The organism is Streptomyces sp. NBC_01264 (genome assembly GCF_026340675.1).
Taxonomy (GTDB): Bacteria; Actinomycetota; Actinomycetes; order Streptomycetales; family Streptomycetaceae; genus Streptomyces.
The window spans coordinates 3625894-3649439 of sequence record NZ_JAPEOX010000001.1; the positions used below are offsets into that span (position 1 = coordinate 3625894).

Sequence of the window (23546 nt, forward strand, 5' to 3'; positions counted from 1 at the left end):
CCCCCGGCAGCGGCTACGGCCGGGCCGCGGCGACGGCTCGTAGGGCCGCCAGGACGTGGGCCACGGCCGGGGCCGACTCCGAGCCCCGCCGCAGGGCGGCGACGACGTGCCGGGTCGGCCGGTCGTGGGGCAGGTCGCGGACGGCGACTCCCGCCGCGCGGCTCGCCACCATGCGGGGCACCAGCGCCACGCCCATGCCCGCCTCGACCATGGCCAGGATCGCGGTCCAGCCGGAAGCCGAGTGCGCCTGCTCGGGCACGAACCCCGCCGCCTCGCACGCATGGCGGGTGATCTCCGACCAGGGCCCGGAGCCACCGTAGATCCAGGGGTCCCCGGACAGGTCCGCGAGCCGCAGCTCGCCGGCTCCGGCCAGCGGGTGGTCCGGGGGCAAGGCCACGTCGAGGGGGTCCTCCAGCAGGGTCCGGCGGGTGAAGCGCGGGTCACGGGCGGTCGGGGCGTGCGCCGCGAGGGAGAGCGCGAGGTCGACGCCCCCGGCGGACAGCAGCTCGTAGGACTCGGCCGCCTCGGTCTCCCGTACGCGTACCTCCACGCCGGGGTGCGAGCGCCTCAGGGCGGCGACCGCCGGGACCACGAGGACCGGTACGGCGGTGGAGAAGGCCCCGACCCGCACCTCGCCCGCCTCCCCCGCGAGGTATCCGGTGAGTTCCGCGTCGGCCCGCTCCAGCTGCGCGAACACCGCCTCCGCGTGCCGCAGTACGAGGTGGGCGGCGTCGGTGAGCCGGACCCGCCGGCCCTGGGCCTCCAGCAGCGGGACCCCCAGCATCCGGGCCAGGTTGGTCAGCTGCTGCGAAACGGCCGAGGGCGTCATGTGCAGCGCCTCGGCCGTCGCGGTCACGGTCCCCCGTTCGGCGAGGGTCCGCAGGATCCGCAGCTTCTTGATGTCCCACTCGATCATGGGACCGAACTTACCGCCGGGCACCCAGACCCACGCCGCCCAGGATCAGCGCCATGCAGAGGAGCTGCGTCGGCCCGGTCGTCTCGCCGAGGAGCAGCAGGCCGAGGCCCGCGACGCAGACCGGCTGGAGGTAGTAGACGACTCCGGCGCGGGCGGCGCCGATCATCGAAACGGCCTTGTTCCAGGCGAAGAAGGCGACGGCGGAGGAGAAGACGCCGACGTACAGGAGCATTCCGGCGGTGGAGGGGGTGACCTGGAAGCCGCCCTGGACCCCGACGGACACCGCGTAGGCCGGGGCGAGCATCAGCGCGCCGAGGACGAAGGTGGTCAGCAGGAAGGCGAGGCCGCCCAGTTCGGCGGGCTTGCGCTTGAGGAGCGCGCTGTACGTGGCGAAGGACAGGGCGGCGCCGAACATCCACAGGTCTCCTGCGGCGAAGTCGAAGCGGATCGATCCCTTGCCGACCAGCAGGAGCACGCCGAGGGCGGCGAGGGCCAGTCCGAAGGTGCGCCGGGCTCCGAGCTTCTCGCCGCCGAGCCGGGCGTACAGGGCCATGATGACCGGCGCGGCAGCCATGATCATGCCCATGTTGGAGGCGGAGGTGGTCAGGCCGGCCTGGTGGACGAGGGTGTTGTAGAGGGTGACGCCGAAGAGGGTGGCCAGAGCGACGTAGCCGAAGTGCTTGCGGATCAGGGCCCGCTGCTGCCAGGCCTGCCGGGCGGCGAAGGGGGCGATGGCCACGGTGGCGATCACCCAGCGCCAGAAGACGGCCTGGACGGGCGGGATGCTGTCGGCCATGCCGCGGGTGGCGACGAAGCTGCCGGACCAGACGACCGTCGCGAGCAGGGCGAGGAGCACGCCGAGACCGGCGGCCCCCTTCTTCGCCTTGCCGGGCACTGCTTCCTGCGGGACGGTGCGGACTCGGTCCATGACGGCCACGGTGTGTCTCCCCCTCGGGGTTCGGAGTGTCGGTTCGTCGGTCTACCGTCGCACCGGTCCACCCGTCAGGTCCATCGAAACATTTCGATGGGTTTCTTCAGCAGAACTGAACGGTTCGGCCTTCGGCCGCGGCGCGCCCGCCGAGCCCGCCGCGAGCTGCCCCGCGACGGTGGCACCGAAGGCGATCACCATGCCCAGCACCTGCACCGGAGACAGCGCCTGCCCCAGGGCGGCCCAGCCGATGACGGCGGCGGTGAGCGGCGAGAGCGGGCCGAGGAGGGTGACCGACGTGGCGGTGAGCTGCCCGATGCCGCGGAACCAGAGCCAGTACGCGATGCCGGTGTTGATCAGCATCATGTAGCCGTAGCCGAGGAAGGCCTTGCCGTCGAGCGCCGGCGGCGCCCCTTCCACCAGCGCGGCGACCGGGATGATGATCAGGCCGCCCGCGGTGAGCTGCCAGCCGGTCATGGCCAGGGGGCCGACGCCCTCCGGCCGCCCCCACCGCTTGGTCATGACGGTGCCCGCACCCATCGAGGCGGAGGAGACGACGCCGGCCACCACCCCGACCAGGTCGAGCCGCGCCTCCGCGGTCAGCACGACCATGCTGACGCCGAAGGCCGCCACGACGGCGGCGAGCACGGTCCGCAGCCGGGCCCGCTCGCCCAGGAGCAGGGCGGCGAGCCCCACGACGAAGAGCGGTCCGGCGGAGCCCAGTACCGCCGCGACCCCGCCGGGCAGGCGGTAGGCGGAGAGGAACAGGAGCGGGAAGAAGGCGCCGATGTTGAGCCCGCCGAGGACGGCCGCCTTCCACCACCACCGCCCCGTGGGCAGCTTCCGCGCGAGGGCCGTGAGGAGCAGTCCGGCGGGCAGGGCGCGCATCACGCCGGTGAACAGCGGCCGGTCGGGCGGCAGCAGCTCGGAGGCCACGGCGTAGGTGGAGCCCCAGGAGATGGGGGCGAGGGCGGTCAGGGCGAGGGTGGTGATGCGCTTCACGGCGGTGCTCCTCCGGCAGGGACGAGTAGCTCGAGTGAGTGACACAAGCGAGTAGCTCACTTGGAAGTAGCTTAGCGCTAAGCTACTTTTCCGCAAGCAACTTTCTTGCCAACGAATCTGCGGAAGCCGGATACTGCGCCCATGACCGACAAGGACCCCGTCGACGCGGTCGACGCGATCACCGACCAGTGGTTCGCGGTGCGACCCGATCTGGACACCACGCCCATGGCCGTCTTCGGCCGGATCTACCGGATCTCCAAAGCCATGGGCGACGCGATGGAGAAGGCCTACGGGCGCTACGGGATCTCGCGCGGGGAGTTCGACGTCGTGGCCACGCTGCGCCGGAGCGGAACCCCGTACACGCTCTCGCCCCGCCAGCTCTCGGCCACGCTGATGCTCACCACGGGCGGGATGACGGGACGGCTCGACAAGCTGGAGAAGGCCGGACTGCTCTGCCGCAACCCCGATCCGGACGACCGCCGGGGGCTCCGGGTGACCATCACCGACCGGGGCCTCGCGCTCATCGACGAGGCGGTCGGGGCGGGGCTGGAGGTGCAGCGCGAGGCGCTCACCGGGCTGGACGAGGCGGAGATCACGGCGCTCACCGCCCTGCTGCGCAAGGTGATGGCGGGGGTTCCGTAGGGAATCCGGGCCACGGAACCGGGTCCGGGGTACGACAAGGCGCCGGGTGTCCTCACGGACCCCCGGCGCCTTCGTTCAGTCTTCGGTCAGCTCTCGTTCTGCGTCTTGCGCGACTTGTCGCCGACCATCACCAGACCGGCGATGACCAGGAACAGCACGATCGGCGCGGCCACGTAGAGGCCGAGCGTCTCGGCGACGCTCAGGCCCGGACCCGGGTCGTCGCCGTCGTCACGGGTGAGCGCGAGGGCGGGAGACGTCATCAGCAGCATCATCAGCGTCGTTCCGGCCGTGACGGCGCCGGCGCGCAGAGCGTTCTTCTTGTCCACGGTGCAAACGTAGCGAACACCTAAACGCCGCGCGCGCCCGGGGGTGCCGTACGGGTGCCCGCGGCCCCCCGCACCGCCCCCAGCAGGGCGTTCGCCCGCGCCGAGGCGGCCAGCGCCTCCAGGCTCAGCGGCCGCCCCTCCGCGTCGGCCACCGGGAGCCTCCAGTTGGGGTACTGGTCCCAGGTGCCGGGCAGGTTCTGCGGGCGCCGGTCGCCCACCGCGTCGGGCAGCCACACCCCGACCAGCCGGGCCGGGGTGCGCAGCAGGAACGCGTACAGGGCCCGTACGGCGGCCTCCTCGCCCTTGGTGTCGAGCCCGAGGTCCTCCAGTACGTCCAGCCAGCGCGCGGTGTCGGCGGAGTCCTCGGCCCGCTCCCGCTCGGCCGGCCGGGTCAGCAGGCCGAGCCGGTCGCGCAGTTCCACGTGGGAGCCGGCCAGTTTGGCGGCCGTGGGCGGCAGGTCGTGGGTGGTCACGGTGGCCAGGCAGTCGGCCCGCCAGCGCTCCGGCTCCAGCGGCTCCCCGTCGCCGCCCCAGTCCCGCTCGAACCACAGCACCGAGGTGCCCAGCACCCCGCGCCGGGCCAGCGCCTGACGGACCCCCGGCTGCACGGTGCCGAGGTCCTCGCCGATGACCAGGGCTCCGGCCCGGTGCGCCTCCAGGACCAGCAGGGCGAGCATCGCCTCCCCGTCGTACGCGACGTACGCGCCTTCGGCGGGCGGGGCCCCTTCCGGGATCCACCAGAGCCGGAAGAGTCCCATGACGTGGTCGATCCGCAGGGCGCCCGCGTACCGGAACACCCCCCGCAGCAGCGCCCGCAGCGGCGCGTACCCGGTGGCGGCCAGCCGGTCGGGCCGCCACGGGGGCAGTCCCCAGTCCTGGCCGCGCGCGTTGAAGGCGTCCGGTGGGGCGCCGACGGAGACGGCCCGGGCATAGTGCGGGGCTCCGAAGGGGGCGCCGGTGGCGTCCGAGCCCTCCGGGTGCACCCCGACGGCCAGGTCGTGCACGATGCCGACCGCCATCCCGGCCTCCTTGGCCGCACGCTGGGCGGCGGCGAGCTGGGCGTCCGTCAGCCAGACCAGCCAGCGGTGGAAGTCGGCCCGGGCCTGCGGATCCTCCCCGGCGTGCCCGGCGCACCAGGCGGCGTGCCGGTCCAGCTCCGCGCCCTGCGCGGCACGGAACCTCCCGTAGTCCGCGTCCCGTTCGGGGGTCCGCGGGACGGCGTACAGCAGCTCCAGGGCGGCCCGCTTGAGGGCCCAGACGGCGTCCCGGTCGATCAGCGCCCCCTTCTCCAGCACCTCGCACCTCAACTGCGCACCCCGGTCGGCCAGTTCCGCGAGGGCGGCCCGCTCCGGGCAGTCGGCGTACTCGGGGACGTCCTCGATCCGCAGGTGCACCGGGTCGGGGAAGCGGCGCGAGGAGGGCCGGTACGGGGAGGGGTCGGTCGGGGTGCCGGGCACGGCCGCGTGCAGCGGGTTGACCTGGACGAAGCCGGCTCCGTGGACACGGCCCGCCCAGCGCGCCAGCTCCGCCAGGTCGCCCAGGTCGCCCATGCCCCAGGAGCGTTCGGAGAGCACCGAGTAGAGCTGGACGAGCAGCCCGTGGGTACGTTCGGGGGCCGCCGGGGCCCGGTCGGGGGCCACGATCAGGGTGGCGGTCGCGGTGCGGCCGTCGGGGGCCTCCGCGTGGATCAGGTGCACGCCCAGCGGCGGCTCCCCCGCGTCGGCCGCGCTCCAGGGCACCGCGCGGCCCGCCGCCTCCGGGGCCCGGGCCGAGTCCGCCTCCGAGTCCGCGGCAGATTCCGCCTCCGCCTCCGCCTCCAGCAGGGTCCGCGTCCCCGGGGGCAGGGCGGCCAGCTCCACGGGGGGCCGGGAGCCGGCCCACCACACCAGCACGCGCGGCAGCAGCCGGTGCGCCGCTTCGCGTTCGGCCGCGGCCAGGTCCGCGCGCAGGGACTCCGGGGTGTCCGTGTTCACCCCCAACCGCCGCAGTACGGCGGCGACGGTGGCCTCCGGGACCCGGAGGGTGACGTCCTCGGCGGGCTGGTAGGTGGTGGCGACTCCGTACAGGGCCGCGAGCCGGGCGAGGTCGTCCATCTGGTTCCTTGTCCTCTAGTCACCCGCGGCGGCCGCCGCGGCATGGGTGGTCGGCTCGCTGGTCAGCGGGGCCTCGCAGGCGAGCGGGGGCTCACTGGTCAGCGGCGCGTGCGCGGCGTCGGCGAGCGACGGCTCGCTGGTCAGGGTCCGCTCGTTGGGGTCGGACTGCGCCGGCAGGTGGGCGAGCGGCGGGCGCCGTTTGGGGGCGGATATGGCGGTGGTGGCGCTCTTCGTCTTCGCGGCCTTGATGTTCACCGGCAGGCACTCCTTCGTGAGTGAGGATCCGTCAGGACCCGTGAATGGGTCCCACTGTGTCGGTCCGCGCGCCGCACGCGCACCACCGACAGCGGAAATTCTCCTGTGCGGGCCGTGAATTCGCACAGACGTGCCTGCGTTCGCGCCGCGCACAGGAGGTGTTGCCGAGCTCCGCGCCGATCACCGCGCGTCCGGAGCCATCGGCCCTGGCGTGCGGGAACGTCGGGAACACCCTCCGGCGCGCGGACCGGAGAACATCCCCTCCCTACCCAGTCGGCCGCACCGCATTCCTGGCCGATCCAGGTCAGATCACCCGCCGGCGTTGACACCCCGGCCGTACGGATGGTGGGCTCTGGCTCATTCGTACGAGCGGGGGACGACTCGGGACGGGGTGGCTCCGTGCACAGTAGGGGCAGCAAGCGGGCCACGGCCACGGCCGCGGCGGTCGCCGTCATCGGTGCGCTGCTCAGCGGCTCGGCGGTAGTGGGTCCCCCCACCGGCTTCGCCGCGCCGACCGCACCGGACTCGCCCACCGCCCCGGACGCGGGAGCGGCCCCCGCGCCCCCCATGACTCCCGCGGCGCTGCGCGAACCCGCGGCCGCCCCCGTGCTCGACCCCGGCTCCGATCCGGTGCGCTCCGCCGCCGAGGGGCCCGCGGTGCATCCCCGGCCGCAGTCGATGACCGCTGACCCGGCGCGCGCGGTGCCGCTGGGCGCCGAGGCCGTCCTGGTGCTGCCCGCGGGCGTGGACCCGTACGCCGTCCAGGTGGTGCGCGACGCCCTGCACGGGGCGGGCGTACGGACCCTGCACGAGCGGGCCGACGGGGAACCGCTGCCCGCGACCGGGACCGTCGTACGGCTCCAGGGGCACGGCGACGGGGACACGGAGCGGGCGCTGCGGGCGCTCGGCGCGAACGCGGCCGGCGACCTGCCGGCGGGCGGCTACCGGCTGGCGGTGGGCCGGGCCGAGGGGCGGGACACGGTCGCGCTGGCCGGCGTGGGCGAGGACGGCCTGTTCCACGCGGCGCAGACACTGCGCCAACTGCTCGCCGGGAGCGGCGGGAAGGTGCCCGGGGTCCTCGTGCGGGACTGGCCGTCCGCACCGGTGCGCGGGATCACGGAGGGGTTCTACGGGACTCCGTGGACGGCCACCCAGCGGCTCGCGCAGGTGGACTTCATGGGCGCCACCAAGCTGAACCGGCTGCTGCTGGCGCCCGGTGACGACCCGTACCGGACCACGGAGTGGCGCCGCGACTACCCGGCGGCGCAGGCCGCGGAACTGCGGAAGCTGGCCGACCGGGCGCGCTCCAACAAGGTGGTGCTCGCCTGGGCGGTGGCGCCCGGGCAGTCGATGTGCCTGGCCTCCTCGGCGGACCGGGCGGCGCTCGCCCGCAAACTGGACGCCATGTGGGACCTCGGATTCCGTGCGTTCCAGCTGCAGTTCCAGGACGTCAGCTACACCGAGTGGGGCTGCCGGGACGACCGCGAGCGGTACGGCAGGGGCCCGGCGGCGGCCGCGAAGGCGCACGCGGAGGTGGCGGGCGAGCTGGCCGCGCACCTGGCCCGGCGCTATCCGGGGGCGCCCGCGCTGTCGCTGCTGCCGACGGAGTACTACCAGGAGGGCTCGACGCCCTACCGGACCGCGCTGGCCGGGGCCCTGGACGCCCGGGTGGAGGTGGCCTGGACGGGCGTCGGCGTGGTGCCGCGCACGATCACCGGGCAGGAGATGAGCGGGGCGCGCTCCGCACTCGGGCAGCACCCGCTGGTCACCATGGACAACTACCCGGTCAACGACTGGGACCCGGGCCGGATCTTCCTCGGCCCGTACGCGGGACGGGACGCCGTGGTCGCGGGCGGTTCCGCCGCCGTGCTGGCCAACGCGATGCCCCAGGGCACGCTGTCGCGCATCCCGCTGTTCACGGCGGCGGACTTCACCTGGAACCCGCGCGGCTACCGGGCCTCCGACTCCTGGGCGGCGGCCGTGGCCTCGCTCGCCGGACCCGACCCCAAGGCCCGGGAGGCCTTGGCGGCGCTGGCCGGGAACAACGCCTCCTCCGGCCTCGCCCAGCCCGAGTCGGCCTACCTGGTCCCGCTGACGGAGGAGTTCTGGCGGGCCCGCAGCTCCGGCGACCCGGCGGCGGGCGACCGGCTGCGCGCCGCCTTCCGCGTGCTGCGCGAGGCACCGGACCGGCTGCCCGCGCTCGCGGAGGAGGCCGGGCCCTGGCTGTCGCGGCTCGCGCGCTACGGGGCGGCCGGGGAACTGGCCCTCGACGTCCTCCAGGCGCAGGCCCGCGGGGACGGGGCGGCGGCCTGGCGGGCCTCGCAGGCCTTCACCACCGCCCGCGCGGCGCTGTCCGGTGCGGAGACCGCCCGGGTCGACGAGGCGGTGCTGGACCCCTTCCTGGCCCGGGCCGCGGCCGAGGCCGACGCGTGGACCGGCGCGGCCCGCCCGCAGGGCACGGTGACCCGGCAGGCCGACGCCTTCACGGTCGCGCTGTCCACCGCCCGGCCGGTGTCGGTGGTGACCGTGATGACCGACCCGCTGCCGCCGGGCAGCCGGGGCGCCGCGATCGAGGCCCACGTACCGGGAGAGGGCTGGCGCAAGGTCGCGGAGGCGGCGGCCTCGGGCTGGACCCAGGCGGACGTGGGCGGCCTGCGGGCCGATGCTTTCCGGCTCGTCTGGTCGGGCCCGGCCCCGGCCGTGCACAGCGTGGTCCCGTGGACGGCGGACGGCCCCGAAGCCCGCTTCGAGCTGCCGCAGAGCGTGGACGCGGAGATCGGCGGTGCCCCGCAGCGGATCCCGGCGCAGCTGTCCGCGCTGCGCCCCGGCGAGGTCCGCGGGCCCCTGTCGGCGACGCCGCCGCCGGGTATCTCGGTGCGCCTGCCGCAGACGGCCGCGGCCGCGCGCGGTACGACGGCGGTCGTCCCGGTGGAGGTCACGGTGGCCGCGGGCACGGCGCCGGGCACCTACGAGGTCCCGGTGACCTTCGGCTCCGAGAGGCACACCCTGAAGGTCCGGGCGTTTCCGCGCACGGCCGGCCCGAACCTGCTGCGCTCCGCCGTGGCCTCGTCCTCGGCGGACGAGACCCCGGCGTTCCCCGCGTCGGGGGTGCTGGACGATTCCCCGGGCACCCGCTGGTCCTCTCCCGCGCAGGACGGGGCCTGGTGGCAGGCGGAGCTGCCGGCTCCGGCGCGGATCGGGCTGCTGCGTCTGCGCTGGCAGGAGGCGTACCCGTCCCGGTTCCGGGTGGAGACCTCGGCGGACGGTGTCGCCTGGCACCCGTCCGCGACGGTCGCGTCCCGCGGCGGGGTGGACTCCGTCCACCTGGACCCGGTGGCCGCCCCGGCCCGCTTCGTCCGGGTCACCTGCGAGACCCGGGCCACCCGCTACGGCTGCAGCCTCCTGGCCGCCGAAGCCTTCGCGGTGGCCCCGTAGGGGGCCGGGCAACCCTGCGGGGCCGTCCCCTACCCGCCCTTCGCCCGTTCCCCGGGCTCCGCCCGGACCCGTACGTGCGCTCCGCGCCCATGCCCTCAAACGCCGGGCGGGCTGGTTTTGCCGCTGCGCGGCAGAATCCAGCCTCGCCGGCGTTTGAGGCGCGGGGTCCGGGGCGGAGCCCCGGGGAACGGGCGAAGGGCGGGTAGGGGACCTCGCCCCGCGCAGCGGCACTCCCCGCGGCCGGGCCCCGGCTCAGGGGGCTACGACGCGACCGCCGCGGCGGCGACCGGAACCCCGATGCGATCCAGCGCATCCTCCGCCCCGTACGGCTGGAGGTACGGCATCCAGCACGGATCCCGGTGCCCCGTCCCGATGATCCGCCAGGCCAGCCCCGACGGCGGAGCCGGCTGGTGCCGCAGGCGCCAGCCGAGGTCGACGAGGTGGCGGTCGGCCTTGACGTGGTTGCAGCGACGGCAGGCGGCGACGACGTTGTCCCAGGCGTGCTGCCCGCCCCGGCTGCGCGGGATGACGTGGTCGACACTGGTGGCGACGGCCCCGCAGTACATGCAGCGGCCGCCGTCCCGGGCGAACAGCGCGCGGCGGGTGAGTGGAACGGGCCCCCGGTAGGGGACCCGCACGAAGCGCTTGAGCCGAACCACGCTGGGCGCGGGGACGGCCCTTGTCGCACTGTGCAGAAAGGCGCCGGATTCTTCCAGGGAGACGGCTTTGTTCTCCAGGACGAGGACGAGCGCGCGACGGAGCGGTACGACGCCGAGGGGCTCGTACGACGCGTTGAGGACCAGGACGTGCGGCACGGACTGCCTCCTTGTACGCCGGCGGCGCGTGGCTCGCGCCGGGACGATCTGCTTTCCAGTCTCCCCTTACGGCTGGTCGAAGCGCCACCACGCGCCCGTAACGGGTCCGAGGTGTTTTCGACCACAACCGCTTCATCCCCGCGTGAGTCTGGTCTCTCCCTCGAACACGGCAACAAGTCAGGCCGAGTGCCCCGTTAGGGTGGATGGTCTGCCCGCACCATCCCTTCCGCGGGCAGGACGCCATATCTGGAGGTTCCCGCCGTGCCCAGGCCTGCCGCCCTGCTCCCGCTCGCAGCCGAGAACCCGGACGCGGCGGAAACGATCAGAGAAACCCACGAGAGCGTCACGAACGCCGCCAGTTTCATCGAGGAGAACTGGGCCGGATGGCTCTACCTGGGCCTGCGGATCCTGCTGATCCTGGTCATCGCCTTCGCCCTGCGCTCGGTGGTCCGCAAGTCGCTGACCAAGCTGATCACCCGGATGAACCGCGGCGCCGACGCCGTGGAGGGCACCGCCCTGAGCGGGCTCCTGGTCAACGCGGAGCGGCGTAGGCAGCGGTCCGAGGCCATCGGTTCGGTCCTGCGTTCCGTGGCCTCGTTCCTGATCCTCGGCACCGCGGCCCTGATGGTGCTCGGCGCGCTCGACATCAACCTGGGGCCGCTGCTGGCGAGCGCCGGTGTGGCCGGTGTGGCGATCGGTTTCGGCGCCCGGAACCTGGTCACGGACTTCCTCTCCGGCGTGTTCATGATCCTCGAGGACCAGTACGGCGTCGGTGACAAGATCGACGCCGGGGTGGCCTCGGGCGAGGTCGTCGAGGTGGGGCTGCGCGTCACCAAGCTGCGCGGCGACAACGGCGAGATCTGGTACGTCCGCAACGGCGAGATCAAGCGGATCGGCAACCTCAGCCAGGGCTGGGCCACGGCGAGCGTCGCGGTGCAGGTCAAGCCCACCGAGAGCCTCGGCCGCATCCGCGAGGTGATCAAGGACATAGCCGACACCATGGCCAAGGAGTCCCCGTGGGACGAGCGGCTGTGGGGTCCGGTGGAGGTGCTGGGCCTGGACGAGGTGCTGCTGGCCTCGATGTCGGTTTCGGTGTCGGCCAAGACGATGCCGGGCCAGCAGTTCGCCGTGGAGCGCGAGCTGCGCTGGCGGATCAAGGGCGCCTTCGACGCGGCGGGCATCGGGATCGTCGGGGGCCTGCCGGTGCCCGAGGAGGACGCGGCCCCGGCCGACCCCTCGGCCGCCGTCGCCCCGCCCTCGGCGCTGGCGAACCCGACCTCCCCGCAGTCCCTGGCCGCCGCGGAGATCCCGCATCCGGCCGCGGGCGGCGCGGCCTCCGGCTCCGGCCCGCGCATCACGAAGTAGCGCCCGCCGCGCCCGAACCCGCGTCCTGACGCCACTGCCCCCGTAGGTCCTGCCTGCGGGGGCAGTGGCGTACGCAGCGCCATTGACACGAGCGACCACCAATAGGAAACTTACCTAACAGTTCACCTCGGTGAGAGAGAAGTCACCCCATGCCCGCCACCCCCGGTACGCCCAGCCTGTTGCGCGCCCTGAACGACCGGGCCGCGCTCGAGCTCCTGCTGACGCACGGTCCCCTGTCCCGGACCCGGATCGGGCACCTCACCGGCCTCTCGAAGCCCACCGCCTCCCAGCTGCTGGCCCGCCTGGAGGCCGCCGGGCTCGTCGTCCTCACCGGCACCGCCACCGGCCGCCCCGGCCCCAACGCGCAGCTCTACGCCGTCAACGCGCGGGCCGCGTTCGTCGCCGGACTCGACGTCACCCCCGGCCGGATCCTCGCCTCCGTGGCCGACCTGGCCGGAGAGGTGATCGGCAGCCACGAGCTCCCGTACGCGGAGGGCACCGGGCCGGTCGAGCAGGTCACCCGCGCCCTCGGCGAGGCCGTCAAGGACGCCGGACTGCACCTCGCCGACATCCACCGGGTGGTCATCGCGACCCCCGGCTCCTTCGACCCCCGCACCGGGGTGCTGCGCTACGCCGACCACCTGGCGGGCTGGCAGTCCCCCACGCTCCTCGACGAGCTGGCCGCGGCCCTGCCGATGCCGGTCGAGTACGAGAACGACGTGAACCTCGCCGCCGTCGCCGAGCAGCGGCTCGGCGCCGCCCGCGGCCACGAGGACTTCGTCCTGCTGTGGAACGAGGAGGGCCTCGGGGCCGCCCTCGTGCTCGGCGGCCGGCTGCACCGCGGCTGGACCGGCGGCGCCGGGGAGATCGGCTTCCTGCCGGTCGCCGGGCACCCGCTGGTCCGCCAGGTCACCCGGGTCAACTCCGGCGGCTACCAGGAGCTGGCCGGCGCACAGGTGCTGCCCGCGCTGGCGGCCCGGCTCGGCGTCGACGCGCCGCCGGCCGCCGAGGCCGGGGCCGGTTCGGTGCACGGCGCCGTGCACGGGGCCGAGTCCGGGGCCATGGTCGAAGCGGCGGCCGCGTTGCTGGCCCAGGCCGCCGCCTCGCCCGAGGGCGGCCACCTGGAACTCCTGCGGGAGTACGCCACCGCTCTCGCCACCGGACTCGCCTCGCTGGTCGCCGTACTGGACCCGGAGGTCGTGATCCTCTCCGGCGCGCTGACCATCGCCGGCGGCGAGCCGCTGCGCGAGCTCCTCGAAGCCGAACTCGCCGACCTCGCCCCGTCCCGGCCCCTGCTGGTGACCGGCGAGGTACGGGAACGGCCCGTACTGCGCGGGGCACTGGAGAGCGCCCTCGCCGCCACCCGCGACGAGGTCTTCGACACCTCCCGCCGCTGAACCGCACCACCCGCACCGCCGCACCACCGCACCACCCGCACCGCCTGCAAGGCCCGCACTGCCGCACCACCGCACCGTCTGCAAGGCCCGCACCAACCGCATCACCCGCACGGACCCGCAAGGCCCGCACCGCCCGCATCACCCGCATCACCCGCACGGACCCGCACCGCATCCCGCCCGATCAAGCCCCCGGCACACGCAGCCCCGTACAGCGCTCCCCCACCACCTGCCCCGCACCTCCCCCGCGTGAGCCCGCATCGCACGTCTCCCCGCACCACGGTTCCTCCCCACCCCTCCAGGAAGTCCCCCCGCGCAGAGAGCGACTCCGCCATGCCCAGAATCAGCCGCCTGACCTCCGCCGCCACCGCCGTCGCCGCGATATCCGTACTCGCCACCGCGTGTGCGGGCTCCACCTCCGACACGGCCGCCGACGACCCCAAGAAGGACGTCACCCTCAACTTCTGGCACGGCTGGTCCGCCCCCAGCGAGGCCAAGGCCATCGAGGACAACATCGCCCGGTTCCAGAAGGCGCACCCGAACATCAAGGTCAACGTCACGGGCAACATGACGGACGACAAGATCAACCAGGCGCTGCGCGCCGGCGGCGACAAGGCCCCCGACGTGGTGGCCTCCTTCACCACCGACAGCGTCGGCAAGTTCTGCAACAGCGGCGCCTTCACGGACCTGAACCCCTTCCTGAAGAAGTCCGGGATCGACAAGGAGAAGGTCTTCCCCAAGACCCTTCTCCAGTACACCCAGTTCAACGGCAACCAGTGCACGCTGCCGCTGCTGAACGACGCGTACGGCCTCGTCTACAACAAGACCGCCTTCGCCGCCGCCGGGATCACCGAACCGCCCAAGACGTGGAGCCAGTTCGAGGCCGCCGCCCAGAAGCTGACGATCGCCAAGGGCGACTCGTACCAGCAGCTCGGCATCATGCCCACCTACCACGGCTACGAGACCGCCCCCCAGCGCCTGGCCGCCATGTGGAGCCCGTCGTACTTCGACGCCGACGGCAAGTCGAACCTGGCCAAGGACCCCGGCTTCGCCAAGATGCTGACGGCGCAGAAGGACCTGGTCGGCAAGCTCGGCGGGTACGAGAAGCTGGAGAAGTTCCGCACCACCTTCGGTGACGAGTGGGGCGCGGAGCACCCCTTCCACCTGGGCCTGGTCGCCATGCAGATCGACGGCGAGTGGCGGGCGAACATGGCGAAGGAGGCCGGGGTGAAGTTCGAGATCGGCACCGCCCCGATGCCCGTCCCGGACGACCAGGCCGCCGACTATGGCAAGGGCTACCTCTCCGGCACGATCATGGGCATCGCCTCGGGCAGCAAGAAGCAGAACGCCGCCTGGGAGCTGGCGAAGTACATGACCACCGACACCGACGCGGTCGTGGAGTTCGCCAACGCCATCCACAACGTGCCCTCCACCCTGGCCGCCCTGGACTCCCCCAAGCTCCAGGTGACCCCGGAGTTCAAGACCTTCATCGACATCGCCAAGCACCCGAAGTCGACCACCACCCCGGCGCAGGTGGACGGCGGCACCTACCAGCTGACCTTCACGGACTTCGCGTACGCGGTCGAGAAGGGCGACGTCGCGGACATCCACGCCGGGCTCGCCAAGACCGACCAGCAGATCGACACGGACATCGCGAAGGCGAAGTAGCACCATGGCCGGCACCCTCTCCCCCGAGCTGCGCACCAGGCGCCGCAGGTCCTCCCTGCGCACGGCGGCCTTCATGTCGCCCTGGCTGATCGGGTTCAGCGTCTTCTTCGCCTACCCGCTCCTCTCCACCGTCTACTTCTCCTTCACCAAGTACGACGGCTTCCGCCCACCCGTCTTCAACGGGCTGGACAACTGGGACTACGTCTTCAACGACCTCCCGATGTTCTGGCCGGCCATGCGCAACACCCTGTGGCTGGTCCTGGTCATGGTGGCCTGCCGGGTCGCCTTCGGCCTGGGCATCGGCCTGCTCATCACCAAGATCAAGCTGGGCACGGGCGTCTTCCGCACCCTGTTCTACCTGCCCTACCTGGCCCCTCCGGTGGCGGCGACCCTCGCCTTCGTCTTCCTGCTCAACCCGGGCACCGGCCCGGTGAACACCCTGCTGGACGCGGTCGGACTGCCCACGCCCGGCTGGTTCACGGACGCCGACTGGTCCAAGCCGGCGCTGACCGCGCTCGCGGTGTGGGGGGTCGGCGACCTGATGGTCATCTTCATGGCCGCGCTGCTCGACGTACCGCGCGAGCAGTACGAGGCCGCCGAGCTGGATGGAGCCGGGCCGCTGGCGCGGTTCCGCCACATCACCCTGCCGAACATCTCGCCGATCATCCTGTTCGCGGTGGTCACCGGGGTCATCCAGGCCATGCAGTACTACACGCAGCCCCTGGTCGCGGGGAAGGTGGCGGCCGGCGTGATCGCCGGCTCGGGCCAGCAGTTCGAGCCCGGGTACCCCGACAAGTCCACGCTGACCCTGCCCCAGGTCATCTACAACGCGGGCTTCCAGCGCTTCGACTACGGCACCGCCTGCGTGGTCGCCCTGGTGCTGTTCGCCCTCTCCATGGCCTTCACCGCGCTGCTCATGCGGCGGCGCGGCGGGCTGATCGAGGCAGGTGACTGAGGATCATGAGCCAGACCATCACCCGCGAAGCGCGGCGCACTCCCCGTCCCACCGGATCATCCGGTACGACGGACTCCGCGCGGCCCGTGCGCACCGCGCGCCGCCGGGCCGCCCTGCACTGGGTGGCCGTGCACTCCCTCGGCGTCGCCGCGGCGCTCTTCTTCGTCCTCCCGTTCGTGTTCCTCTTCCTGACCTCGGTGATGAGCGACCAGCAGGCGCTGACCCGCGACCTGTGGCCGCACACCTGGGAGTGGGGCAACTACGCGAAGGTGTGGGACACCCCCGGCTTCCTGACCTGGTGGCGCAACACCCTGCTGTACGCGGGCCTCGGCACCGTGCTGACCGTGGTCTCCTCGGTGCCCGTCGCCTACGCGCTCGCCAAGTTCCGCTTCCGCGGCCGGCGGCTGTCGCTGCTGCTCGTGATCGCCATGATGATGCTGCCGCCCCAGGTGGTCGTCATCCCGATGTACCTCTTCTGGGCCAAGCAACTGGACCTCTCCGGCACCCTGTGGCCGCTGATCATCCCGATGGCCTTCGGCGACGCCTTCTCCATCTTCCTGCTGCGCCAGTTCCTGCTGACCATCCCCGACGAGTACCTCGACGCGGCGAAGGTCGACGGCTGCGGCGAGCTGCGCACCCTGCTGCGGGTGGTCCTGCCGATGGCGAAGCCCGGGATCGCGGCGGTCGCACTGTTCCAGTTCTTCGCCGCCTGGAACGACTACTTCGGCCCACAGATCTACGCCTCGGACAACCCGGCCGCCTGGACCCTCAGTTACGGGCTGGAGTCCTTCAAGGGCGCACACCACACCAACTGGAACCTGACCATGGCGGCGACCGTGCTGGTCATGGCCCCGGTGATCGTCCTCTTCTTCTTCGCCCAGAAGGCGTTCGTCGAAGGCGTCACCCTGACCGGAGTGAAAGGCTAGTCACGATGAAACTCGCAGTGGTGGGCGGCGGTTCCACCTATACCCCCGAGCTGATCGACGGGTTCGCCCGACTGCGCGACACCCTGCCGATCAGCGAGTTGGTGCTGATCGACCCGGCCGCCGAGCGGCTGGAGCTCATCGGCGGCCTGGCCCGGCGGATCTTCGCCAAGCAGGGGCACCCGGGCCTCATCACCACCACCTCCGACCTCGACGCGGGCGTCGCGGACGCCGACGCGGTCCTGCTGCAGCTGCGCATCGGCGGGCAGGCGGCCCGGCTCCAGGACGAGACCTGGCCGCTGGAGTGCGGCTGCGTGGGCCAGGAGACCACCGGGGCCGGCGGTCTCGCCAAGGCGCTGCGCACGGTCCCGGTGGTCCTCGACATCGCCGAGCGGGTCCGGCGCTCCAACCCGGACGCCTGGATCATCGACTTCACCAACCCGGTCGGGATCGTCACCCGGGCTCTGCTCCAGGCCGGGCACAAGGCCGTCGGGCTGTGCAACGTGGCCATCGGCTTCCAGCGCAGGTTCGCCGCGATGCTGGACCTGACCCCGGCCGACATCCACCTCGACCACGTGGGCCTCAACCACCTCACCTGGGAGCTGGGGGTGCGCAAGGGCGGCCCGGAGGGCGAGAACCTGCTGCCGCAGCTCATCGCCCGGCACGGCGAGGCCATCGCCGCGGACCTGCGGCTGCCGCGCGCGGTCCTGGACCGGCTCGGGGCGGTCCCCTCGTACTACCTGCGCTACTTCTACGCGCACGACGAGGTGGTCCGGGAGCTCGGGACCAAGCCCTCGCGGGCCGCCGAGGTCGCCGCGATGGAGAAGGAACTGCTCGGCCTGTACGGGGATCCCGCGCTGGACGAGAAGCCGGAACTGCTCTCCAAGCGGGGCGGCGCCTTCTACTCGGAGGCGGCGGTGGACCTGGCCGCGGCCCTGCTGGGCGACGGCGGGAGCGCCGTACAGGTGGTCAACACGCTGAACAACGGCACCCTGCCGTTCCTCCCGGACGACGCGGTGATCGAGGTCCAGGCGCGCGTGGACCGCTCCGGACCCTCGCCGCTGGCCGTACCGCGGCTGGACCCGCTGTACGCGGGGCTCATCTCCCACGTCACGGCCTACGAGGACCTCGCGCTGGACGCGGCGCTGCGCGGCGGCCGCGAGCGGGTGTTCAAGGCGCTGCTGGCACACCCGCTGGTGGGCCAGTTCGACCTCGCCGAGGGGCTGACCGACCGGCTCCTCGCGCACAACAAGGAGCACCTGGCATGGGCGTGAGCCGGCCCCTGAAGGCAGCCGTCCTCGCCGTCGACGCGGGCAACAGCAAGACGGACGTGGCGTTGATCGCCGCGGACGGCCGCGTCCTCGGCACCGGACGCGCGGGCGGCTTCCAGCCCCCGCGCGTCGGGGTCGAGGCGGCGGTGGACGTCCTCGCGCAGGCCGTCGCCGAGGCGGCCGCGGCCGCCGGGCTGCCGGAGCCCGCGGCCGGGGCCCCGTACGCCGACCGGGTCTCGGCCTGTCTGGCCAACGCGGACCTCCCGGTGGAGGAGGCCCTGCTCGCGCAGGCCATCGGCGCGCGGGGCTGGGGCGCGGACACCGAGGTCCGCAACGACACCTTCGCGATCCTGCGGGCGGGCCTCGGCGAGGACGCCGGGGGGCCGCGCGGGGTCGCGGTGGTCTGCGGGGCGGGCATCAACTGCGTGGGCATGCTGCCCGACGGGCGCACCGCCCGGTTCCCGGCGCTGGGGCAGATCTCCGGCGACTGGGGCGGCGGCGGCGGGCTGGCCGCCGAGGCCATGTGGTGGGCGGCGCGCGCCGAGGACGGGCGCGGCGGTCCCACCGAGCTCGCGGCGGCCCTGCCGGGGCACTTCGCACGGGAGTCCGTGTACGCGCTGATCGAGGCGCTGCACCTGGGCATCGTCGAGCCCGTACGGATGCACGAGTTGGTGCCGGTGCTGTTCGCGGTGGCCGCGGCCGGTGATGCGGTCGCCGCGGCCCTCGTCGAGCGGCAGGCCGAGGAGGTCGTGGCGCTGGCCTCGGTGGCGCTGGAGCGGCTCGGGCTGCTGGCCGAGGAGGCGCCCGTCCTGCTGGGCGGCAGCGTACTGGCCGCCCGGCACCCGCAGCTGAACGGCCGGGTGGAGGCCCTGCTCGCCGAACGGGCGCCGCACGCCCGGGTGTCGGTGGTGACGGCCCCGCCGGTGCTGGGCGCCGGCCTGCTGGGCCTGGACGCCCTGGGCGCCGGCCCCGAGGCCTACGGGAAGCTGCGTGCCCACTTCGGTTGAACCGCGCCCGATGCGGAACCATCGCGGCCCGCAGGGCGTACTGACGGTGAAGGGGTGGAGCGGACGGGGGGATACCGGCCGGGGCAGGACCGGGGACGGATCGGGGCGGATCGTGCCCGATCTCGGACCGCGTGCTGTGGAGGACCGCCACTAAGGCCATACTGCTGCGAAGCACGAAGGACCGAGGGGGAGGTCAGGGGTGGCCATCACATCACGCGCGCCCGCGCCCGGCGGCGTCGTCGCGGCGTCCTCCGGGACGCCCGCGCCGCCGCCCGACGGGCTGCCCCGGCGCGGCACCGCCTGGGCCGAGGGCGTGGAGCGGCTGCGCGCGGCCGCCACCACCGAGCCCGGCCGGCTGCGGATCATCGGGGCGGCGCTGGCCGCACTGGTCCTGCTGTTCGGCGCGGTGGCCGTCTGGGAGATCTCCGGCCGGGTCGCCGCCGCCGACGACGTCGTGGGCCGCAGCCAGCCCCTGAGCGCCGACGCGGCGAGCATCTACCGCTCCCTCGCGGACGCCGACACCGCCTCCTCCAGCGGTTTCCTCGCGGGCGGCCAGGAGCCCCGCGAGGTCCGCAGCCGGTACGAGAAGGACATAGCCAACGCGTCCCGGCTGCTGGTGAACGCGGCCGCCAGCACCACGGCCGGCGAGGACTCCCGCAAGCAGATCACCCTGCTGAGCGAGCAGCTCCCCCGCTACGCCGGACTGATCGAGCAGGCCCGGGCCACCAACAAGCAGGGCCTGCCGCTCGGCGGCGCCTACCTCCGGTACGCGAACGAGCAGATGAGCACCCAGCTGCTGCCCGCGGCGCAGCGGCTCTACGAGGCGGAGACCGGCCGGCTCTACACGGACTACGACGAGGCCCGCGCGCTGCCCCTGGCCTCGTTGGGGGCCGGTCTGCTCGCCCTCGTCGCCCTGGTCTGGGCCCAGCGGCGCAACTACCGCCGGACGAACCGCGTCCTCAATCACGGGCTCGTCGCCGCGACCACCGCCTCGCTGGTGCTGCTGCTGTGGCTGGCCGCGGGGCACACGGTCGCCCGGTCGGGGCTGAGCGAGGCCCGCACGGACGGTCAGGAGTCGCTCAAGGTGCTCAACGACGCGCGGATCGCCTCGCTCCAGGCGCGGGCCAACGAGAACCTGACGCTGGTCTCGCGCGGCGCCGTACTGGCCGAGGACAAGAAGTCCGACAAGTACGACGTGGACTACTCGAACAACATGAAGGACCTCGACGCGGGCCTGGCGACGGCGGCGAAGCTGGCCGACGACAAGGCCGGCCGGGATCCCGTGGCCCGCGCCGCGGAGGGCGTGCGGCAGTGGAAGGGGCTGCACGCGGCGGCCCGGCAGACCGACCTGACGGGCGATTACCAGGGCGCCGTCGGGCAGGTCATCGGCGACAAGGACCATCCGAAGCCCACGGGGAGCGCCTTCGACACGGTGGACGCCTCGCTGGAGGAGGCCGTGGCCCACGAGCAGCGTGAGTTCACCGGCGCGGCGCGGGACGGGCTCGGGGCGCTCGACGGTTTGGTGACGGGTACGGCGGCCCTGGCGGTCGTCGGCGCGGTGGCCGCCCTGCTCGGCATCGGGCGCAGGCTTTCGGAGTACAGGTGAGAGCGATGCCGGGACGGGTGAAGCACGCGGTCATGGGCTCCGAGGGCTCGGGGGGCACCGCGTCCCCCACGGTGGCCTCCGAGGAGGTACGGGAGGTACGCGGCCTGCGACGCCTCACCGGCCGGCTGCGCGGCTGGGGCGGGGTCGGTGCGATGGCCGCGGCCTGTGCGCTGACGGCCGCCGCCGTGCTGCTGCCGCTGGCCCAGGCGGCCCCGGGCGGCCCGGGTATCTCCGCACCGGTGCGCGGGCCGGCCAGGACGGCCGTCGCTCCGCAGGCACCCGCGGACACCTGCGAGAACCCCGAGGCGAGCCTGCGCCCCAACGGCCTGGACGGCTCGTCCATCGAGCGGATCCGCGCCGCGGGCCACCTCGTCGCGGGCGTGGACCAGAACAGCTTCAAATGGGGCTACCGCAACCCGGCCGGGGAGCTCGACGGTTTCGACATCGCCCTGGTCCAGGCCATAGCGAAGGACATATTCGGCACCGACGGCAAGGTCATCTACCGGGCCATCCCCACCAGTCAGCGCATCCCCGCGCTCAAGGACGGCACCGTCGACATCGTCGTGCGCACGATGACCGTCAACTGCAAGCGGCTGGAGGAGGTCGCCTTCTCGACGGCGTACTTCGAGGCCGGGCAGCAGGTGCTGGCCCCCAAGGACTCGAAGATCACCGGCTACGACGCCTCGCTGAAGGGCCGCCGCATCTGCACGGCGGCCGGCTCGACGGCGGAGGCGGCCCTGGCCACCCAGTCCTACGGCGCCGTCCCGGTCAGCGTGCCCAACCAGCTGGACTGCCTGGTCCGGCTGCAGTTGGGCGAGGTGGACGGCATCATCACCGACAACGCCCTCGCCGCGGGCCAGGCCGCGCAGGACCCGTCGATCCGGCTGGTCGGCTCCCCGTTCACCAAGGAGTTCTACGGGGTGGCCATGAACAAGGACGCCGGTGACCTGGTGCGCCGGGTCAACAAGGTGCTGGAGGACTACCGCGCGGGCGGCGACGCCAGCCCCTGGATGGCGGCCTACAAGCACCACCTGGAACCCGTGCTGCCCGGTGTGGCCGGCCCGCCCGTTCCCAAGTACCGGGACTGAGGCCGGTGGCGGATTCTGAGCCCGATGTCACGAGACCGGAGGCGGAATCGGTGGAGTCCCATCCTTGGGGATCGCAGCCTCGGGGCGCACAGCCCCCGGGAGCGCAGCCGGCGGTGATGGACCGGGACGGCGTGGACCGTGCGCTGGCCCGGCTGGGCGCGGAGCACGAGGCCGTCGAGACCTCGCTGCTCGCGCTCCAGGACCACTCCGGCCGGCGGCTCCTGGAGGGCGCCGGGCTGACCGGGGTCACCAAGGAGCGGTGGGCCGGGGCCGACGCGGCCATCACCCGGCTGTGGCGGTACTTCGACGCCTACAGCGGGGCGCTGGGCGCCGCCCGGGAGATCCGCGAGCGGCGCCGCTGGCCGAGCCGCGAGGACCTGGTCGAGCTGACGGACCGGCTGCGCGGGCCCGGGGTGCTGATCTCCGGGGCCGCGGTGGAGGGGGCCCCGCTCGCGGAGCGGTTCTCCCTCGCCGAGCTGGTGTCGCGCATGAACGAGCTGTACGCGAGCTCCCTGGACGTGGTGGTCGCCGCGGACTCGGTCTGGTCGGCGCTGCCCGCCCGGATCGACCTGCTCTCCGCCGAACTGCACCGCACCCGTACCCTCGCCCACTCGGTGGGGGTCCGGCCGGGGGAACACCCCTCGGGGGACGACCTGGAGGCCATCACGGCCGAGCTGGCGGACCTGCGGGCCCGGGTGATCGAGGACCCGCTGGCGTTCTGGTTCTCCGTGGCCGGGAGCTCCGCCCCGGGCGGCGGCCGTCCGGACACCGGGCGCTACGACCGGGCCGCGCTCGCGCTGGAGGACGTACGCCGGGAGGTCGAGGCGGTACTGGCCGTCCGGCAGGACGCCGAGCAGCGGCTGATCGGGCTGCGGGACCTGCTCTCGCGGGCCGACCGGACCCTGGCGGAGGCCCGGGTGGCCCGCGGCGAGGTGCTAGCGAAGATCGCGGCGTCCGAGGTGCCCGCGGTGAGCGGCCCGCCGACGGCGCTGCAGGAGCAGCTCTCGGCGGCGGCCGAGTACCGGCGCCGGGCCCAGTGGCACCGGCTGTCGCCGCTGCTGGAGTCGTTGGAGGAACGGGCCGAGGAGGAACTGCTGAGGGCCCGCGAATCGTTGACCGCGGTGACGGCTCCGCTGGCCGTGCGGGCGGAACTGCGCGGCCGGCTCGACGCCTACAAGGCGAAGGTGGCGCGGCTCGGCATGGCGGAGGATCCGCTGCTGATGGAGCGGTACGACACCGCCCGGCGGATGCTGTGGAGCGCGCCCTGCGATCTGCGGGCCGCCGAGCAGGCGGTGCTCCGCTACCAGTGGGCGACGGCCGAGGCGCTGCCGGCGCCTCAGCAGGACCGGCAGAGCCCGCAGGACCAGCAGGACCGGCAGGGGCACCGACCGGTGCACGAGTGGCCCGACGGGCCGAGGGAGGGGGACGCGTGAGTCTGATCGGAACGGCGTGCATGCGCCCCGGCTGCCCGGGGACGTACGAGGACATGGGCGGCGGCGAGGTCTACTGCGACACCTGCGGGCTGGCGCCGGCAGGCGCCGTCGCGGCGGGCGCCGAGGAGCTGGTGTCGGTACCGACGGCGATGACGAGCGCGGCCCGCCACGGGGACTCGCAGGGCTCGCACGGGTCACAGGGGTCCCAGGGCTCGCACGGGTCCGGGCGGTCCTCCTCGTCCTCCTCCTCGCGGGCCTCCCGGTCTTCGCGGTCCTCGCGTTCTTCGTCGTCCCGCCGCTCCGTGTCGGGCCGGCTCTCGCGCGCGCTCTCGGGAGCCGCGTCCACCCGGTCGGTGTCGGTGCGCAGTTCGGGTTCGGCCGCCTCGGCGTCGGGCCGCAGCCGACTGGGCGCCGGGCTGGTCAA

The 23546-nt window shown here is 73.7% G+C and carries 20 protein-coding genes; 12 read left to right on the forward strand and 8 right to left on the reverse strand.

Features of this window, described 5'->3' with window-relative positions; genetic code table 11:
* Positions 1 to 13 precede the first annotated feature (13 nt).
* Genes OG435_RS16770 through OG435_RS16780 form a run of 3 tightly spaced genes read right to left on the reverse strand, consistent with a single transcriptional unit; the run spans position 14 to position 2846 of the window.
* Positions 14 to 916, reverse strand: coding sequence for a LysR family transcriptional regulator (locus tag OG435_RS16770; protein ID WP_266877646.1), 903 nt, complete (start codon positions 914 to 916; stop codon positions 14 to 16).
* Positions 917 to 926: 10 nt separating this feature from the next.
* Positions 927 to 1853, reverse strand: coding sequence for a DMT family transporter (locus OG435_RS16775; RefSeq protein WP_430625637.1), 927 nt, complete (start codon positions 1851 to 1853; stop codon positions 927 to 929).
* Between the two features lie 42 nt (positions 1854 to 1895).
* A complete protein-coding gene (locus tag OG435_RS16780; protein WP_266877648.1) occupies positions 1896 to 2846 on the reverse strand; it encodes an EamA family transporter in 951 nt (316 codons plus the stop codon).
* A 141-nt stretch (positions 2847 to 2987) separates the two neighbouring features.
* On the opposite strand from OG435_RS16780, the gene OG435_RS16785 reads away from it, so the two are divergent.
* Positions 2988 to 3488, forward strand: coding sequence for a MarR family winged helix-turn-helix transcriptional regulator (locus OG435_RS16785; protein ID WP_266877649.1), 501 nt, complete (start codon positions 2988 to 2990; stop codon positions 3486 to 3488).
* 86 nt (positions 3489 to 3574) lie between these two features.
* Here OG435_RS16785 and OG435_RS16790 read toward each other — a convergent pair whose 3' ends face one another.
* The 3 genes from OG435_RS16790 to OG435_RS16800 are packed head-to-tail and all read right to left on the reverse strand — an operon-like array spanning position 3575 to position 6156.
* Positions 3575 to 3814, reverse strand: a complete 240-nt coding sequence (locus OG435_RS16790; protein ID WP_266877650.1) for a hypothetical protein — start codon at positions 3812 to 3814, stop codon at positions 3575 to 3577.
* A gap of 20 nt (positions 3815 to 3834) precedes the next feature.
* Positions 3835 to 5907 carry a 4-alpha-glucanotransferase gene (locus OG435_RS16795; RefSeq protein WP_266877651.1) on the reverse strand — a complete coding sequence of 691 codons (2073 nt, stop codon included), beginning with the start codon at positions 5905 to 5907 and terminating at the stop codon, positions 3835 to 3837.
* Between the two features lie 15 nt (positions 5908 to 5922).
* Positions 5923 to 6156, reverse strand: a complete 234-nt coding sequence (locus tag OG435_RS16800) for a hypothetical protein (RefSeq protein ID WP_430625760.1) — start codon at positions 6154 to 6156, stop codon at positions 5923 to 5925.
* 405 nt (positions 6157 to 6561) lie between these two features.
* On the opposite strand from OG435_RS16800, the gene OG435_RS16805 reads away from it, so the two are divergent.
* A complete protein-coding gene (locus OG435_RS16805; protein WP_266877653.1) occupies positions 6562 to 9597 on the forward strand; it encodes a beta-N-acetylglucosaminidase domain-containing protein in 3036 nt (1011 codons plus the stop codon).
* A gap of 260 nt (positions 9598 to 9857) precedes the next feature.
* Here OG435_RS16805 and OG435_RS16810 read toward each other — a convergent pair whose 3' ends face one another.
* The gene (locus OG435_RS16810) at positions 9858 to 10412 is read right to left on the reverse strand and encodes an HNH endonuclease (protein ID WP_266877654.1); all 555 of its coding nucleotides are present in this window, start codon (positions 10410 to 10412) and stop codon (positions 9858 to 9860) included.
* Between the two features lie 261 nt (positions 10413 to 10673).
* On the opposite strand from OG435_RS16810, the gene OG435_RS16815 reads away from it, so the two are divergent.
* The 10 genes from OG435_RS16815 (at position 10674) to OG435_RS16860 (ending at position 23122) form a co-directional block, all read left to right on the forward strand.
* Entirely contained in the window at positions 10674 to 11777 is a 1104-nt protein-coding gene (locus OG435_RS16815; protein ID WP_266877655.1) for a mechanosensitive ion channel family protein, read from the forward strand.
* A gap of 149 nt (positions 11778 to 11926) precedes the next feature.
* Complete coding sequence (locus OG435_RS16820; RefSeq protein ID WP_266877656.1) at positions 11927 to 13174, forward strand: ROK family transcriptional regulator; 1248 nt, start codon at positions 11927 to 11929, stop codon at positions 13172 to 13174.
* Positions 13175 to 13504: 330 nt separating this feature from the next.
* A complete protein-coding gene (locus tag OG435_RS16825) occupies positions 13505 to 14839 on the forward strand; it encodes an ABC transporter substrate-binding protein (protein WP_266877657.1) in 1335 nt (444 codons plus the stop codon).
* A gap of 4 nt (positions 14840 to 14843) precedes the next feature.
* Positions 14844 to 15794 carry a carbohydrate ABC transporter permease gene (locus OG435_RS16830; RefSeq protein ID WP_266877658.1) on the forward strand — a complete coding sequence of 317 codons (951 nt, stop codon included), beginning with the start codon at positions 14844 to 14846 and terminating at the stop codon, positions 15792 to 15794.
* Positions 15791 to 16720: a carbohydrate ABC transporter permease gene (locus OG435_RS16835; protein WP_430625761.1), complete on the forward strand. Its 930-nt coding sequence runs from the start codon at positions 15791 to 15793 to the stop codon at positions 16718 to 16720. Before OG435_RS16830 ends, OG435_RS16835 begins: the two co-directional genes overlap by 4 nt.
* A gap of 5 nt (positions 16721 to 16725) precedes the next feature.
* Positions 16726 to 17991 (forward strand): 6-phospho-beta-glucosidase, encoded by a 1266-nt coding sequence (locus tag OG435_RS16840; protein WP_266877661.1) that lies wholly within the window; start codon positions 16726 to 16728, stop codon positions 17989 to 17991.
* On the forward strand, positions 17982 to 18995 hold the full coding sequence (locus OG435_RS16845) for an N-acetylglucosamine kinase (protein WP_266877663.1): 1014 nt from the start codon (positions 17982 to 17984) through the stop codon (positions 18993 to 18995). Before OG435_RS16840 ends, OG435_RS16845 begins: the two co-directional genes overlap by 10 nt.
* Positions 18996 to 19275: 280 nt before the next feature.
* Complete coding sequence (locus tag OG435_RS16850; RefSeq protein WP_266881797.1) at positions 19276 to 20601, forward strand: hypothetical protein; 1326 nt, start codon at positions 19276 to 19278, stop codon at positions 20599 to 20601.
* A 152-nt stretch (positions 20602 to 20753) separates the two neighbouring features.
* Positions 20754 to 21689: a glutamate ABC transporter substrate-binding protein gene (locus OG435_RS16855; protein WP_266881799.1), complete on the forward strand. Its 936-nt coding sequence runs from the start codon at positions 20754 to 20756 to the stop codon at positions 21687 to 21689.
* Positions 21690 to 21805: 116 nt separating this feature from the next.
* A complete protein-coding gene (locus OG435_RS16860; protein WP_266881801.1) occupies positions 21806 to 23122 on the forward strand; it encodes a hypothetical protein in 1317 nt (438 codons plus the stop codon).
* Positions 23123 to 23192: 70 nt separating this feature from the next.
* Here the strand turns inward: OG435_RS16860 and OG435_RS50695 are convergent, their stop codons facing one another.
* Positions 23193 to 23546, reverse strand: coding sequence for a hypothetical protein (locus OG435_RS50695; protein WP_430625638.1), 354 nt, complete (start codon positions 23544 to 23546; stop codon positions 23193 to 23195).